General features: G+C 43.2%; 12 protein-coding genes. 4 read left to right on the forward strand and 8 right to left on the reverse strand.

Going from position 1 to position 15,175, the window contains the following annotated elements; genetic code table 11:
• Positions 1–12 precede the first annotated feature (12 nt).
• Complete coding sequence (ilvD, locus tag FTV25_RS13545; RefSeq protein WP_081402678.1) at positions 13–1,842, reverse strand: dihydroxy-acid dehydratase; 1,830 nt, start codon at positions 1,840–1,842, stop codon at positions 13–15.
• Between the two features lie 407 nt (positions 1,843–2,249).
• Here ilvD and fmt point away from each other — a divergent pair, with 407 nt between their 5' ends.
• Complete coding sequence (fmt, locus tag FTV25_RS13550; RefSeq protein WP_180004133.1) at positions 2,250–3,212, forward strand: methionyl-tRNA formyltransferase; 963 nt, start codon at positions 2,250–2,252, stop codon at positions 3,210–3,212.
• Positions 3,209–4,513, forward strand: coding sequence for a 16S rRNA (cytosine(967)-C(5))-methyltransferase RsmB (gene rsmB, locus FTV25_RS13555; protein ID WP_180004131.1), 1,305 nt, complete (start codon positions 3,209–3,211; stop codon positions 4,511–4,513). The genes fmt and rsmB overlap by 4 nt, the downstream gene beginning before the upstream one ends.
• A gap of 62 nt (positions 4,514–4,575) precedes the next feature.
• Here the strand turns inward: rsmB and zupT are convergent, their stop codons facing one another.
• The 4 genes from zupT to FTV25_RS13575 all read right to left on the reverse strand — a co-directional run bounded on the left by zupT (position 4,576) and on the right by FTV25_RS13575 (position 9,112).
• The gene (zupT, locus tag FTV25_RS13560) at positions 4,576–5,391 is read right to left on the reverse strand and encodes a zinc transporter ZupT (protein WP_180004129.1); all 816 of its coding nucleotides are present in this window, start codon (positions 5,389–5,391) and stop codon (positions 4,576–4,578) included.
• A gap of 83 nt (positions 5,392–5,474) precedes the next feature.
• On the reverse strand, positions 5,475–5,585 hold the full coding sequence (locus FTV25_RS13565) for a methionine/alanine import family NSS transporter small subunit (protein WP_004780392.1): 111 nt from the start codon (positions 5,583–5,585) through the stop codon (positions 5,475–5,477).
• A 10-nt stretch (positions 5,586–5,595) separates the two neighbouring features.
• Entirely contained in the window at positions 5,596–7,071 is a 1,476-nt protein-coding gene (locus FTV25_RS13570) for a sodium-dependent transporter (protein ID WP_125279821.1), read from the reverse strand.
• Between the two features lie 592 nt (positions 7,072–7,663).
• Positions 7,664–9,112, reverse strand: coding sequence for an aldehyde dehydrogenase family protein (locus FTV25_RS13575; protein ID WP_125279799.1), 1,449 nt, complete (start codon positions 9,110–9,112; stop codon positions 7,664–7,666).
• 130 nt (positions 9,113–9,242) lie between these two features.
• On the opposite strand from FTV25_RS13575, the gene FTV25_RS13580 reads away from it, so the two are divergent.
• Positions 9,243–9,935: a TIGR04219 family outer membrane beta-barrel protein gene (locus FTV25_RS13580; protein WP_180004127.1), complete on the forward strand. Its 693-nt coding sequence runs from the start codon at positions 9,243–9,245 to the stop codon at positions 9,933–9,935.
• A 350-nt stretch (positions 9,936–10,285) separates the two neighbouring features.
• The gene (locus FTV25_RS13585) at positions 10,286–10,837 is read left to right on the forward strand and encodes a type 1 glutamine amidotransferase domain-containing protein (RefSeq protein WP_180004125.1); all 552 of its coding nucleotides are present in this window, start codon (positions 10,286–10,288) and stop codon (positions 10,835–10,837) included.
• 59 nt (positions 10,838–10,896) lie between these two features.
• On the opposite strand, the gene FTV25_RS13590 is transcribed toward FTV25_RS13585, so the two are convergent.
• The 3 genes from FTV25_RS13590 to FTV25_RS13600 all read right to left on the reverse strand — a co-directional run bounded on the left by FTV25_RS13590 (position 10,897) and on the right by FTV25_RS13600 (position 14,774).
• On the reverse strand, positions 10,897–11,220 hold the full coding sequence (locus FTV25_RS13590; protein WP_180004123.1) for an ankyrin repeat domain-containing protein: 324 nt from the start codon (positions 11,218–11,220) through the stop codon (positions 10,897–10,899).
• Between the two features lie 473 nt (positions 11,221–11,693).
• Entirely contained in the window at positions 11,694–13,043 is a 1,350-nt protein-coding gene (locus FTV25_RS13595) for an aromatic acid/H+ symport family MFS transporter (protein WP_180004121.1), read from the reverse strand.
• A 366-nt stretch (positions 13,044–13,409) separates the two neighbouring features.
• Positions 13,410–14,774 (reverse strand): MFS transporter, encoded by a 1,365-nt coding sequence (locus FTV25_RS13600; RefSeq protein WP_179992889.1) that lies wholly within the window; start codon positions 14,772–14,774, stop codon positions 13,410–13,412.
• Between the last annotated feature and the right edge of the window lie 401 nt (positions 14,775–15,175).

Raw genomic sequence — 15,175 nt, forward strand, 5'->3', positions numbered from 1 at the left:
AAAATTTACAGCTTAGATTTCACGTACTGCGCCTTTCGCCGCACTAGTCGTATGCATCGCATAGGCTTTTAGGGCTTTAGAAATCTTACGTGGACGGTCTTCCACTGGATGCCAGCCTTTTTCATCTTGAGCAGCACGACGAGCGGCCATAGTCGCATCATCAACAGCCAGATGAATGGTACGGTTTGGAATATCGATTTCGATACGATCGCCATCTTCCACCAGACCGATTGCACCACCTTCAGCTGCTTCCGGAGAAACGTGACCAATCGACAGACCTGAAGAACCACCAGAGAAACGGCCGTCAGTCAGAAGCGCGCACTCTTTACCAAGACCTTTTGATTTCAGGTAGCTGGTTGGGTATAGCATTTCCTGCATACCAGGGCCACCGCGTGGACCTTCATAACGAATGACGACTACATCACCTGCTGTGATTTTGCCACCCAGAATCGCATCTACCGCAGAATCCTGGCTTTCAAATACACGGGCAGTACCGTTGAATTTCAGGATTGATTCATCTACACCAGCCGTTTTTACGATACAGCCATCCAGCGCGATGTTGCCATAAAGTACAGCCAGACCACCGTCTTTAGAGAAAGCATGTTCTGCATTACGGATCACACCATTTTCACGGTCGCCATCCAGACGTGAGTAGTAACGGTCTTGTGAGAATGCAGTCTGAGTCGGTACACCACCTGGTGCTGATTTAAAGAATTTATACACTTCTTCATCTTCAGTACGGATGATGTCCCATTTATCTAAAGCATCTTTAAGTGTTGCTTCGTGAACCGTACCAACAGAGGTATCTAACAGGCCTGCACGATCCAGTTCACCGAGGATCGACATAATACCGCCGGCACGGTGCACGTCTTCCATATGCACGTCATTCTTTGCAGGAGCGACCTTACAAAGCACCGGTACTTTACGAGACAGACGGTCGATGTCATCCATAGTGAAGTCCACACCTGCTTCGTTTGCAGCAGCTAACAAATGCAGAACGGTATTGGTTGAACCACCCATTGCGATATCCAAAGTCATGGCATTTTCATACGAAGCTTTAGTCACCATTGAACGTGGCAATACGCTGTAATCGTCTTGTTCATAATGGCGTTTTGCCAGTTCAACAATGAGAGAACCTGCACGTTCGAACAGTTTCTTACGGTTCGCATGCGTTGCCAAAGTTGAACCGTTACCTGGAAGTGATAGACCCAATGCTTCAGTCAAACAGTTCATTGAGTTCGCAGTGAACATGCCTGAACATGAACCACAGGTTGGGCATGCAGAACGTTCGTATTCCGCAACTTCTTCATCAGTATAGTTATCATCTGCAGCGACGATCATCGCATCGATCAGGTCGATGGCTTTGTCATTACCACGAATTTTTACTTTACCGGCTTCCATCGGACCGCCAGACACGAAGACCACTGGAATGTTCAGACGCATTGCTGCCATCAACATCCCCGGAGTGATCTTGTCACAGTTCGAGATACACACCATGGCATCGGCACAGTGTGCGCTGACCATATATTCCACCGAGTCAGCAATCAGGTCGCGTGAAGGCAGTGAATACAACATACCGTCATGACCCATCGCAATGCCGTCATCAACAGCAATGGTATTGAATTCTTTTGCTACACCGCCTGCCTGTTCAATCTGACGTGCCACGAGTTGGCCTAGATCTTTAAGGTGAACATGACCCGGTACAAACTGAGTGAATGAGTTCACCACGGCAATAATCGGTTTACCGAAGTCTTCATCCTTCATCCCAGTTGCGCGCCATAAGCCACGCGCACCCGCCATGTTTCTTCCGTGTGTCGATGTTTTTGAACGATAGTCAGGCATTTTATATTTCCAACAAAGTTTGAGCTTGAAATGAACCGAAAAAGGTTCACTCTGGCTAGATCATACTGACAATGAGCTTAAATCAGTCGAATGTTAGACCTATCATACTACAAGCCATTGTTTTACAAGATGACCTATTCGTTGTAGATGCAGACAAAAATGTCTATAGAGAGGTCTCGGTGAGCTGACAATAAAAATCTCTTAATAAAGCTACTATACCGCCATCATGGATCGGACAATACAAAACTTTCATGAATAATTTTTAGAATTTGCATGAGTTTTTTTTATATAAAATTTAATTAAAAGTAGGAATCTATAATCGCTGTAACAGTTAAGTGCATTGTAGATTAGGCGGCCATTTGGCTTTTAGCTTATAATAGCTGCCAAGTTTATTTGGAATTTCATGTGTGAAAATCATATTTGCAGGCACACCAGAATTTGCAGCAACTGCATTGGCTGCGCTTCTCAAAACCGATCATGAAATTGTGGCGGTCTATACTCAGCCGGACCGTAAAGCCGGTCGTGGTCAGAAACTTACCGCTTCTGCTGTGAAACAGCTGGCGCTTGACCATGACATTCCGGTATATCAGCCACTTCATTTCAAGTCTTCAACTGAAGAAGGTCTTGCTGCTCAGGCTGAGTTAAAAGCGTTGAATGCTGATGTGATGGTTGTAGCTGCCTATGGTCTGATTTTGCCGCAAGTGGTTCTGGATACGCCTAAATATGGTTGCCTGAATATTCATGGTTCACTGCTGCCACGCTGGCGTGGTGCTGCGCCGATCCAACGTGCAATTGCAACAGGTGATCACGAAACTGGCGTGACCATCATGAAAATGGCTGCCGGGCTGGATACTGGTGACATGATGTATAAAACCTTATGTCCAATTACTGCAGAAGATACCTCAGCCAGCCTGCATGATAAACTAGCTGCTCAAGGTGCTGAAGCAATTGTAGCGGTACTGGAATCTGAAGAAAAATTACAACAGTATTTAGCCGCACGGGAAGTGCAGGACGAAGAACTTACCGTCTATGCTCATAAGCTATCTAAAGCAGAAGCCCGAATTGACTGGAGCTGTACTGCCTCTAATATTGACCGTAATATCCGTGCCTTTAATCCTTGGCCGGTGGCTTTTATCCCTCTAGATGAAAATAACAACCTGCGGGTTTGGGGTTCGGTACTCTCAGAAAAAAATGCACACTGTCATGCCGCCGGCACGATTCTGGCAATTGATAAACAGGGTGTGCATGTGGCCTGTGGTGATGAGAAAGCAGTTTGTCTCACTTCACTGCAATGGCCGGGCGGCAAACCGCTCAATCCGGTACAAATTAACCAGACCCAAAAATTACATGTAGGACAATTATTGGCATGAGTCATTCTGAATCAGGCACATCTCACCTTAACTTGCGTGCCCAAGTGATTCGTACCTTACTTGCTGTACAGCAAGGACAATCTCTGGCCAGTATCTTGCCGCTGCATTTAAAGAAAGTGGCCGACCGTGACCGTGCCCTGTTCCATGAACTGGTATTGGGTACTTTGCGTCAATGGTATGCACTTAAAAGTATTACTCTGCCACTGCTGGTGAAGCCTTTAAATAATGACACGGTCGAAACCTGTCTTTATGTCGGCCTATACCAGTTACTGGAAACCCGAATCGCGCCACACGCTGCCATTTCTGAAACCGTGACTGCAATAAAGCAACTTGGTTATCAGGCTTTAAGTGGCGTAGTGAATGCCATCCTGCGCCGTGTTTCACGTGAAACATCGGAATTTCAAGCAGCATTGGATCAAGCTCATGGTTTGCCAAGCTGGCTCTTTAAACGCCTGAAAAAAGACTGGCCAGAACAGCTTACTGAATTGAGTCATGAGTTAAAGCAGATTGCTCCACTGACCTTGCGCGTAAATGAACGTCAGGTTAGCCGCGAAGACTATCTGGAAATTCTGGAAGAGCACGAAATTCCTGCGCACGCCTGTACTGTTTCCAAAGTTGGGATTATTCTCGATGCCACTGTACAGGTACCTGACTTACCTGGCTTTGATGTCGGTGGTTTTTCGGTACAGGATGAACATGCCCAGCTCTGCGCTACCTTGTTGCCAAATCTGGATGACAAGTTTGTGATTGATGCCTGTGCAGCACCGGGTGGTAAAACGGCGCATATTCTAGAAAAATATCAGCCGCGTAAACTGATTGCGCTGGATCAGGATGCCAAGCGTTTAACACGTGTCACTGAGAATCTTGAACGCCTGTTACTGGAAGGTGAACACGTTGAAATTAAAGCCGCAGATGCCATCACTTGGCAGGCACCGGAACAGCCGGACTGTATCGTGCTGGATGCGCCATGTTCAGCCATCGGTGTAATGCGTCGCCATCCAGATATTCGTCTGTTACGTCATTCAACCGATATTACCCAGACAGTAGAGCTGCAAAAGCAGATTCTGGAAAATATGTGGCAGCAACTGAAAGTCGGTGGCACCCTGCTCTATATCACCTGTTCAATTCTTAAAGCAGAAAATGAACAGCAGATGGTCGAATTCTTTAGCAAACATACAGATGCTAAGGAAATCAAGATCGAAGCCGATTGGGGCATTGAACAGATCCATGGTCGTCAGCTTCTCCCTAAAACCGGTCAAGGCGATGGCTTCTTCTATTGCCGGATTGAAAAGACTGCTTAAATTAGGTTGCTAAAAGCAAAGGTAGCTTCGGCTGCCTTTTTTATTGTTTTGATTTGAGATTCTTATTGTACAAATTTAAAAACCACTAGACTGGTCGCCAGTGCCGCCATACCGCTGACCAGACCATAAACGGTTTCATGACCTTTAGAAAAACGTTTTGCAGTCGGCAAGAGTTCATCCAGTGCCAGATAAACCATCACCCCACCGATAATCCCAAACACCATGCCATAAATGGTATGACTCATATACGGCGCCAGAATGAAATAACCCAGCGCAGCGCCCAGAGGTTCAGCAAGGCCTGAAACCAGACTGGCCACAAGTGCATAGTCTTTACGGCCTGTTGCACCATAAACCGGTAATGCAATCGCAACACCTTCAGGCACATTATGAATCGCAATGGCAACCGCCAATGGTGCACCCAGTGCAGGACTTTCCAGCGTCGCAAAAAAAGTCGCCAATCCTTCTGGCAGGTTATGTGCACTAATCGCAAATAACGTCAGTAGTCCTGTTCTTAGTAATTGCGGCTGACTCATATCCTGTTTCGATTGTGCCTCAATGGTTTCATGCGGATTAGGAACGAATCGATCCAGCAATAAGACCAGTACCACACCCAATAAAAAGGCAAAAGTACCATAAGCAAAACCGGATTTTTCATCAAAAGCCAGGCTAAAAGAACTGATCGATTTATTTAAAATTTCTGTGAGCGAGACATAGATCATTGCTCCCGCAGCAAAGGCCAGTCCGAAGGCTAAAACCCGGTAATTCGGTTTTTTCAAGAACAGCACCAATCCCCCACCCACGAGGGTAGCCAGACCTGCCAAAAATGTCACTGCAAAAGCGGTATAGACTTGTGCATCGGTAACGGGAGCAATTCCCATAAGTCTGCCCATTAAAAAAGTCATTATCACCAAAGATGATAATGACTTTCATTTACAGCAACAATGTGTTTATGTGAAGATTTTTAGTCTTCTGGTTCTTCTGGATTTTTTGCCAGATGCATGACAGCCAGTGCCAGACCACCCCATAATAAAACCATGGAGAAAATCATCATAATCAATGCAGATGTATTCATATTCGTTCTCCTAACTATGACGATCTTTCACTAGACTGAACAGAATGGCACCCAGAATAAAGAATGCAATCGTGCCCCCACCAATCATCCATAGCGTACTTGCAGGATAATCACCATAACCTTCTGCCATGATTGATTTTAGGGTTAAACCTAATGCTGATAATAAAGATAACGGTGTGATCACAGTCAGCATGAACTTCCAGCTGCCACCCAGTTTCAGACTGGCAAACTCGTTCACATGTGTTTCCAGCTGTTTCATCAATGGACGACGGAACCAGGACAATAAAATAATCGAGAACAGACCACCACCCACAATACCAATGTTGTTAGCGAAGTAGTCAATGATGTCGACAAAGGTAATGGCACTATGAGTCGAGAACATCAAGGTGGATACAACTGCTGAACCACCTGCAATAATCGTCACTGACTTGTTCTTCGACCAGCCAAGTTTGTCTTGGAATGCCGCAATTGGCACCTGCAGAATACTGACCATAGAGGTAATACCTGCCACCGTTAATGAACCAAAGAACAGGAAGCCGAACAGGTCACCGCCTGCACCTAAGCTGGAAATGATTTTCGGGAAGGCAATAAAGGCCAGACCGATACCACCAGATACCACATCTTCAACTTTCGCACCTGAACTGAACGCCATAAAACCAAGCGCTGCAAAAACTCCAATACCTGCCAAGATTTCAAAAGACGAGTTAGCTAATGCCACCACAACGCCTGAACCGGTCAGGTTAGTTTTACGTTTCAGGTAAGAGGCATAGGTCAACATAATCCCGAAGCCCACTGAGAGTGAGAAGAAGATGTGACCAAACGCAGCCAACCAGACTTTATAATTGGTCATGGCTTCCCAGTTTGGCGTAAAGAAGGCATTTAAGCCATCGACTGCACCTGGTAAACGTACTGCCTGAATCACCAGAATCGTGAATAAAATTACCAGTAATGGCATGAAGATTTTATTCGCCAGTTCCACCCCACGGCGTACCCCACCGTAAAGAATCAGCATCACAGCTGCCCAAACGATCACCAGACCAAAGAACAGCACAGGGACGAAACCGAAAGTTAAGCCCTCACCATTTTGCAGGTAGCTATTGAAGAAAAAGGCTTGTGTATCCGTGCCCCATTGCTGTCCAAAGGAATAAATCATATAGCTGCCGGCCCAAGACAGGACGCTGGCATAATAAATCCCGATGATCAGGGTCACCATGACCTGCCACCAACCCAGAGATTCTGCATTCATGAGTTTTTTATAGGCCATCGGCGGTGCTTTGCGGAACTTATGTCCAACTGCATAATCTAAAAATAATAGAGGTAAACCTGCTGCAAAAATTGCAATCAGATAAGGAATCAGGAATGCCCCACCACCATTTTCATAGGCAACGTATGGAAAGCGCCAAATATTCCCCAAACCAACGGCAGAGCCAATGGCTGCAATAATAAATCCTGATCGTGCCGACCAATTCTCTCGAGTATCTGTCATAGAACACCTAAACTTTAAACTTCATTCAATACTGCTTGTTATGGTTATGTCGCGAGCACTGAAGAAGCATTTCAATTATTTCGGGTGTTTGAATTAGAGTTATACCTTTTGGGCATCGAATTCTAATATACAAACAGGTCAGCTAGCCGGACAGCTTGCTTAAAGTCTGAGCAGAAAGCCGACCTTGTAGATGGTTCAACAATACTGACTTTTTCAAATTTTTTCTGTAATTTCTGCTTAAAACATTCTTTTTTTATAATCTGTTCTTATCAAATGCTCAATAATTCTACGCTGAGCTCTTGATTTTCTTAGTTATATATTAACAAACTTTTTGGAATAAATTGTTTTTAAGTTTTACTACAGTTTTCAAGCAATTTTTCGCTCTTAACTCATCAAGTATTAAATAGAGATTGAAAAAGAATTTTTAAATCTTCTTCGTTTATTTTCTTCTGAATAAAAACAGAGCTATGTCTTAATTCATTCAGTCTATATTTTTGCCTATCCTGCTACCTTTTTAAGCGATAAAAAGCAAAATTCCACCACCGGCCTTCCTTATGCCGATTGTGGAATAGTACTGATTGATTCGGTCAGCTTAACATTTGATGACAAGCATACGTTCTTCCTGCATGTCACGAATCGCAGACTGAATACCTTCACGGCCCAAGCCAGAATCTTTGACACCGCCATAAGGCATATTATCAACACGGAATGACGGAATATCATTGATAATCACACCACCGACATGCAGATGATCCCAAGCATACATCATCTTCTGCAGATTCTGGGTATAGATACCGGCTTGCAGACCAAAGCGACTGCTATTAATACAGGCAATTCCTGATTCAAAATCACTATACGCTTCAATAATGGCGACCGGACCAAACACTTCATTACGGTAAATTTCCAGTTGATGATCTACCTTTTCCAACAGAATCGGTTCAAACATCGCACCCTTCACTTCACCACCAGTCAGTACATTGGCACCTTGCGCTACGGCATCTTCCATCCAGCGATGCAAACGTTTAGCTTCAGCTTCCTTGATCATTGGCCCTAGCAAAGTTGTTTCCAGATCGGGATCACCGGCTTTCAGATGTTGTAGTTTCTGAACTAGCTTGTCTTTCAGTTCTTCAAAAATATCCTGATGCACCAGAATACGTTGCACACTGATACACACCTGCCCTGCATGACCATAAGCACCACCAATCAGACGATCAATCAGCTGTTCGCTGAGTTCAGTATCTGGCTCAATCATTACTGCGGCATTCCCACCGAGTTCCAGAGTAACTTTTTTGCGGCCGGCGCGGGCTTTCATATCCCAGCCCACGACATCAGAACCGGTAAAGCTCAATAGTTTAAAACGGTCATCTGTAACCAGTACATCTGCAAGATCGCGTGGACACGGCAGAACTGAGAATGCATTCTTTGGTAAATCAGTTTCTGCCAGAATCTCGGCAATTTTTAAGGCTGAAACCGGAGTCAGACTCGCCGGTTTTAATACAAATGGACAACCTGCAGCAATTGCCGGCGCAATTTTGTGTGCAGTCAGATTTAATGGAAAGTTAAATGGACTAATCAGGGAAACGGCGCCAATCGGTACCTGTTTAACCATGCCCTGATAACCGGAAGCTGCGGCAGTGACTGCCAGAGGCAAAATACGCCCCTGATCCATCTGGGTGACCGCATCTGCCGCAATCTGGAAAGTATTGATCAGACGTTCTACTTCTGCGCCGGCTGCTTTACGTGGCTTGCCACCTTCGGCAATCAGGATTTCAGTCAGTTCTTCACGGATTTCATTAAACCGCTTCACACAATGCAGCAGAATTTTCTGTTTCTGGAAAGGTTCCAATGCTGCCATTTCTGCTTCTGCCTGAGTCGCAGACTGAATTGCCTTTTCTAAAGTTTCAGCATCTGCCAGCGCGACACGTGCATAAAGCTCCTGACTATATTTATGTTTGACCTCCAGCCATTCACCCGTTTTTACCGGCTGTCCTGCCACATATAATGGATAGTCTTGATGATGTTGTGCTGCTGTCGATCCCATTATTCTGCCCTTCACATTAGCATATACATTTTAGAAATTACCTATATCATGCACTTACTGATTACGTTTAAGAAGATGTATTTAGGTAACAAAATCGCTCAATTTAAAGAAAGCGTAAGGAAAATTAGAAATGCGTACACAATTATTCACTGCATTATTACTAGGATTAGGACTGAGCAGCATAGGCCATGCCGATGTGATTGGTCTTAAAGCAGATGCCAGCTACTGGAATTTTGACGGTTATAGCCAGTCTGCCAATGCCGGCAAACAGGACCTGGATCGCCAAGGCACGGCACAACTGTCGGTTGCATTTGAACATCCAGTACCACTACTGCCAAATGCCAAAATCAAATATGTGAATCTGGACAGCAATAGCGAACAAATTACCCCGCTGAATGTTGCTGATATCGAACTCAATAATATCGACTATATTCTGTATTATGAGCTGCTGGATACCATTGTGCATGCTGATATCGGTGCGGGTCTGACTAATCTGGATGGTACAGTCAGAAATCTGAATGCAGGTGTCCTGACTCAGTACGATCTAGATGAATACAGTCCATTACTCTACGCTACAGCTGGGGTAAAACTGCCATTTACTGGCATGAGTGCTAAAGCTGAAGCGGTTTACAGTCACGGTAGCGATATCAAAAAGACTGATGTTCAGGCTGAACTGCAATATGACTTTATTGATAACCTGCTGGTTGATGTAGGGGCTAAAGTCGGCTATCGCATCATGAATATCGATGCCGAACAAAATAATGCGCCAGACTTGGAACTGGAATTTAAAGGTCCTTATGTCGGCTTAGATATACACTTCTAAATAATATAATGACTTATGGAAATTAGCCTTAACCCTGTAAGCCGAGACGTACAATGATAGATGTCATCGACGTCTATGCCAGTTTTCAGGTTCAGACTATTCTATAAACATACAGAGCAGGAAGCTCAAATACCTAAAAACAAGAAGAATAAAGCAGTGCACCAGGACGTGAGGTACGACAGGAGTTATACCTAAAAACGAGATACGAAAAAAGCCCCAACAGGATGTTGGGGTTTTTTTTATCTATAAATTCTTAGCATTGTTTAACAGTTCCCAGCTAAAAATCCAACATTGTAAGAATCGCCTTGTTGTTAATCTGAAAATCCTCACATTTTTTGGGAACAGCAATCATGGTAAAAAAGGTCCTCTTTATTACTTCAAACCAAGGCGTTGAACATGATGAACTGGTCGAGCCTTTAAATTTTCTAAAATCCAAAGGATTTGAAGTGATTCATGCGGCAGAAAAAAATGAAGAGGTGGCAACAGTAAAAGGCGATACTAAAGCTGCTACCTCATATACGCCTGATACCAGTTTTGATCATGTCACACTGGGTGATTATGATCTCTTGGTTGTTCCTGGTGGCACTGTGAATGCAGATACGCTAAGAATCAATGAATCTGCCCAGAAAATCGTGCAGCATTTTGCTGATCAGCATAAACCGATTGCCGCAATCTGTCATGGGCCATGGGTTCTGATTGATGCACAGCGAATTAAGGATAAAAACCTGACCTCGTACAAGAGCATCAAACTGGATCTGGAAAATGCCGGTGGTAAATGGGTCGATGAACAGGTTCATCGCTGCAATACTGGTGACTGGGTGCTGATTACTTCACGTAATCCGGATGACATTCCTGCTTTCAATGATGCTATCTTAAAAGAGCTGGAAGGCGATGCTGCCTAAGTTCAAACTATAAAAAGCCTCCAGATGGAGGCTTTTTTATTTTCTTGATCTTATTTTATTTAAATGCCACCTTTTAGGCTTTTTAGATAAGCCACTACATCTTTATTACCGGCCATTTCTGCCAGTTCCAAAGCGGTATAGGTACTGCGATGATCGACATCTGCGCCTTTGCTCACCAGCAGTTTAACTACTTCCAGATGATCGTTTTCAGCAGCTGCATGTAAGGCACTATAGCCTTCTTCATCGGCTGAATTCACATCCAGACCTTCCTGCAAGGCTTGTTCGACCTGTTCAATATCACCTAAGGATGCCCAGTACACCAGTTCAGGAAGATGCAGTTCATCGTCATCGTCAGGGATTGGGGAGAATGAGTTGAGTTTCATTTTTTTCACTCACAATTAATACTAAATATATAAGTAAATATGTTGCATCAATATTAAAATAATAACTATTCAAAATTTTCCAGAATTTTGTCTAAGTGTTTTGGAAGTTTGATTTCTTTAGGTATAAATTCGTGTGTACCATTATCCAACTTTTTAATAAATACAATTGAATCATCTCGAATGATATTTCTTTAATTTAGGTGTAATAGATCAATTCTAGATTGACCAACTGCAGCGGCAGAAAATATAAAGCCTAGAGAAATTAAAAGAAATCTATTAAACTCAAAGAAATATGAATATTCATAAATAAAGCCGTAAAAAGCAAAAAATTAGCTGAAACCAACTGTCCATGACAGAATTTTTTTTGTGGTGTCCATTTATAATTAAATAAAGTTTAAAAATTAAGTTCTTATTTTAAACAATCAAAAAATAAGAAGCCCCCTTTCAGAGGCTTCTTATTTCAAACTCAAGGTTTAAGCTTTTGCAGGAACGGTATCTGCTGAACCAATCTTTTCAGATTCATCATCATGCATGATCAAAGCAACTGCAATCGCTGTAATCAGTACCGGTAAACCGACTGCCATAAAGTTAAAGTGTGCAGGCAGGTTCATACCGAGTAAGCCACCGATCAGGATCGGGCCAACAATCGCACCCATACGACCAATCGCAGATGACCAGCCAATACCTGTTGAACGTACTGCCAATGGGTAGAATTGTGCAACATAACTGTATAGCAACATTTGCGAACCGATTGATGCTGCACCTGCCAGGAACACCAAGATGTAAAGCAGGAACTGGTTAGATGCAAAGCCCATTGAGCTCATCACAATCGCACCCATCATACCGAGGAACATCAATACCGGTTTCAGGTGGAAACGGTCAGCCAAAATACCACCACCGACAATGCCAACCACTGCACCCACGTTCATCGCCATCATAAACATTAGGCTGTTGTCCATTGAGTAGCCCGCTGCCATCATTAGCTTTGGTAACCAGCTGCTCAGTGCATACATGGTTAGTAGGCAAGTAAAGAAAGCTACCCAGAACAATAAGGTATTTACCGCACGGCCACGACGGAACAGGCTCACCACGTTTGCTGCTTCAGGTACATTCTCCTGTGGCAGTTTAAAAGTTGTATTGTCTGTAACACTTAGATTTGGAGCCAAACGTCGTACAATTTGACGTGCTTTTTCCTGTTTGTTGTCTTTGACGATAAAGGCTAAAGATTCTGGCAGAAATTTCCAGATCACTGGTAATAAGAATAATGGAATACCTGCGATAAAGAACATGATTTGCCAACCAAAACTTGGGGTAAACCATGAACCCAATAAGGCAGCCATCACACCACCTACCGCATAACCACTAAACATAGTAGTTACTAAGGTACTACGCATTTTTTGTGGTGCATATTCAGAGGTTAGTGCCACCAGGTTTGGCATAACACCACCAATGCCCAGACCGGCAAGGAAACGTAAAATTCCGAACTCAGTCGGGTTTGAAGCAAAACCGCCGGCAAAGGTTAGGCCACTGAATAACACAATACAGATCATGATCACTTTTTTACGGCCAATTTTATCTGCCAGAGAACCAAAGATCATCGCGCCAAACATCATGCCGGCAAGTGCAGTACTGGCAAGCATTCCCGCTTGAACGGCACTTAAGCCCCAGTCCTGCATTAATAAAGGTAAAACAACACCATTGATTGCTAAATCGTAGCCGTCAAACAAGATAATGAGTAAACACCAAGCAACTACATTGAAGTGAAAAGGCGTAAATTTCGCATTATCGACTACAGAATTTATATCTACTGTTTCCGTTGTCATCGTTCTCATCTCCCATGAGTACTTGTCCATAAAATCCTTTTGAATATCCGGGGGAATATTCAAGTTTTAGCAATATACGCAAGTGAGATTTAGTGCACAATAAGACCAAATGATGGAGCAATTTCAGCCATAAAATAGCGGCTATTTGTGTGATTTATCACATTTTTATAAAACTAAATAATTGAATAATTAGACATTTATTATTCTCATTAAAATGCTTATATAAATAGTCTATAGACCAATGATTTTTTGATTTATTCAATTTTTTATGAATGATTTTTATACTTTAAACAAAAAATCCCTTTCTTATGAAAGGGATCTTTTGACTCAATTCAGATTTATAGCAAGTGGATTGGCAAAAAGTGACTAGGTTTTAATAGAATTCAGCTTCTGTTTCGCCAGTGAGGTCTCAGCATTTCGTTCTGCATTCAGATCTTTACGTACAATCATCGCCACTGAAATCGCGCCGATAATGGCTGGAATCGCAACAGCCAAGAAATTCATTTTATGTGGCAGCTCCATACCCAACAGGAATCCAATAATAATTGGACCAACGATTGCCCCTACCCGACCGACTGCGGACGCACAACCAATACCGGTAGAGCGGATTGCCAATGGATAGTACTGAGCCACGAAACTATAGAGCAGAATACTACTACCAATTGCCGAAGCACCTGCAGCAGCGACTAACAGATAGATCACAGCTTGTGGAGAGTTAAAGCCTAATCCAACTAATGAAACTGCACCCAACAGGAACATGCCAATAATGACCGGTTTCAGATGGAAACGATCCGCCAGAATACCACCACCAATGGTTCCAACCACTGCACCAATATTCATGGCCATCAGGAACATCAAACTGTTACCCAGAGAATAACCCGCTGCCATCATCAGTTTTGGTAACCAGCTACCCAATGCGTAGACCATAAGCAGACACATAAAGAAGCAGCACCAGAATAATAAGGTACTCATGCTACGGCCCTGCTTAAATAAAGCAGCAATGGAAGCATCGGGTGCATGCACTTCATTCAGTACAAACTGGGTACTTGCAGTGACATTTTGCTCAGGACTGATCTGTTGAACAATTTTGCTGGCCTTTTCATTTTGCTGTTTCTTTACCAGGAAAGTTAAAGATTCCGGTAAATACAAATACAGTATAGGTAGCACCAATAATGGAATACCTGCGATATAGAACATGATTTCCCAACCAAAACTTGGGGTAAACCAGGCACCTAATAACGCCGCCATAATCCCGCCAACTGCATAACCACTAAACATGGTAGTGACTAAGGTACTACGCATTTTTTGTGGCGCATATTCAGAAGTTAATGCGACCAGATTCGGCAATACACCGCCAATACCTAAGCCGGCAATAAAACGCAGGATGCCAAATTCAGTCGGACCAGAGGCAAAACCGCCCCAGAACGTAAATCCACTGAATAAGGTCACACAAATCAGGATGACATTTTTTCGTCCAATTTTATCTGCCAGCATACCGAAGAGCATGGCACCAAACATCATGCCGGCCAGAGCGGTACTTGCAAGCATTCCGGCCTGAACTGCCGTCATATTCCATTCTTGCATCAGTAGGGGTAAAGCAACACCGTTGATTGCCAGATCATAACCGTCAAAAATAACGACAAATACGCACCAAAGTACGATCTTTAAATGAAAAGGTTTAAACTTTGCTTCATCCACTACAGCATTCACATTCACTGTTGTTGCTGTCATTTTTCCTCACCTCCAATTGTGAGCTTTTTTATTCTATGAAAAAATGAACGTTCATTCACTTTTGTATATAAAATGGATGATTCTTTAAACCTTGTCTACTGCAAAACTTACCAAGTTAGATGTTTTTAATAAAATTTAGGCTAAAGTCGTAGATTGAATAATTTTTAGACAGACCAATAAGAAAATAAGGCGAAGTTAATTAATTATACTTTTCACGTTATTTATATTTTTATTATCTAGGTGCAATTAGGAGGTTATTTACTTCTTTTTCTAGAAACCCCACGCATAAAAAAAGCCCCCTGCATGAGCAGAGGGCTTTTGGAATAATGAGCTGGCGATGACTTACTCTCACATGGGAGACCCCACACTACCATCAGCGCTAAGAGGTTTCACTTCTGAGT

This window comes from Acinetobacter sp. YH12249 (genome assembly GCF_013417475.1).
Taxonomy (GTDB): Bacteria; Pseudomonadota; Gammaproteobacteria; order Pseudomonadales; family Moraxellaceae; genus Acinetobacter.

What these genes read in the sequence shown, in the direction of transcription:
- ilvD (WP_081402678.1), bottom strand. Translation starts at nt 1,842, where the DNA reads ATGCCTGACTATCGTTCAAAAACATCGACACACGGAAGAAACATGGCG.
- rsmB (WP_180004131.1), top strand. Translation starts at nt 3,209, where the DNA reads ATGAGTCATTCTGAATCAGGCACATCTCACCTTAACTTGCGTGCCCAA.
- zupT (WP_180004129.1), bottom strand. Translation starts at nt 5,391, where the DNA reads ATGGGAATTGCTCCCGTTACCGATGCACAAGTCTATACCGCTTTTGCA.
- FTV25_RS13565 (WP_004780392.1), bottom strand. Translation starts at nt 5,585, where the DNA reads ATGAATACATCTGCATTGATTATGATGATTTTCTCCATGGTTTTATTA.
- FTV25_RS13570 (WP_125279821.1), bottom strand. Translation starts at nt 7,071, where the DNA reads ATGACAGATACTCGAGAGAATTGGTCGGCACGATCAGGATTTATTATT.
- FTV25_RS13575 (WP_125279799.1), bottom strand. Translation starts at nt 9,112, where the DNA reads ATGGGATCGACAGCAGCACAACATCATCAAGACTATCCATTATATGTG.
- FTV25_RS13580 (WP_180004127.1), top strand. Translation starts at nt 9,243, where the DNA reads ATGCGTACACAATTATTCACTGCATTATTACTAGGATTAGGACTGAGC.
- FTV25_RS13585 (WP_180004125.1), top strand. Translation starts at nt 10,286, where the DNA reads ATGGTAAAAAAGGTCCTCTTTATTACTTCAAACCAAGGCGTTGAACAT.
- FTV25_RS13590 (WP_180004123.1), bottom strand. Translation starts at nt 11,220, where the DNA reads ATGAAACTCAACTCATTCTCCCCAATCCCTGACGATGACGATGAACTG.
- FTV25_RS13595 (WP_180004121.1), bottom strand. Translation starts at nt 13,043, where the DNA reads ATGACAACGGAAACAGTAGATATAAATTCTGTAGTCGATAATGCGAAA.
- FTV25_RS13600 (WP_179992889.1), bottom strand. Translation starts at nt 14,774, where the DNA reads ATGACAGCAACAACAGTGAATGTGAATGCTGTAGTGGATGAAGCAAAG.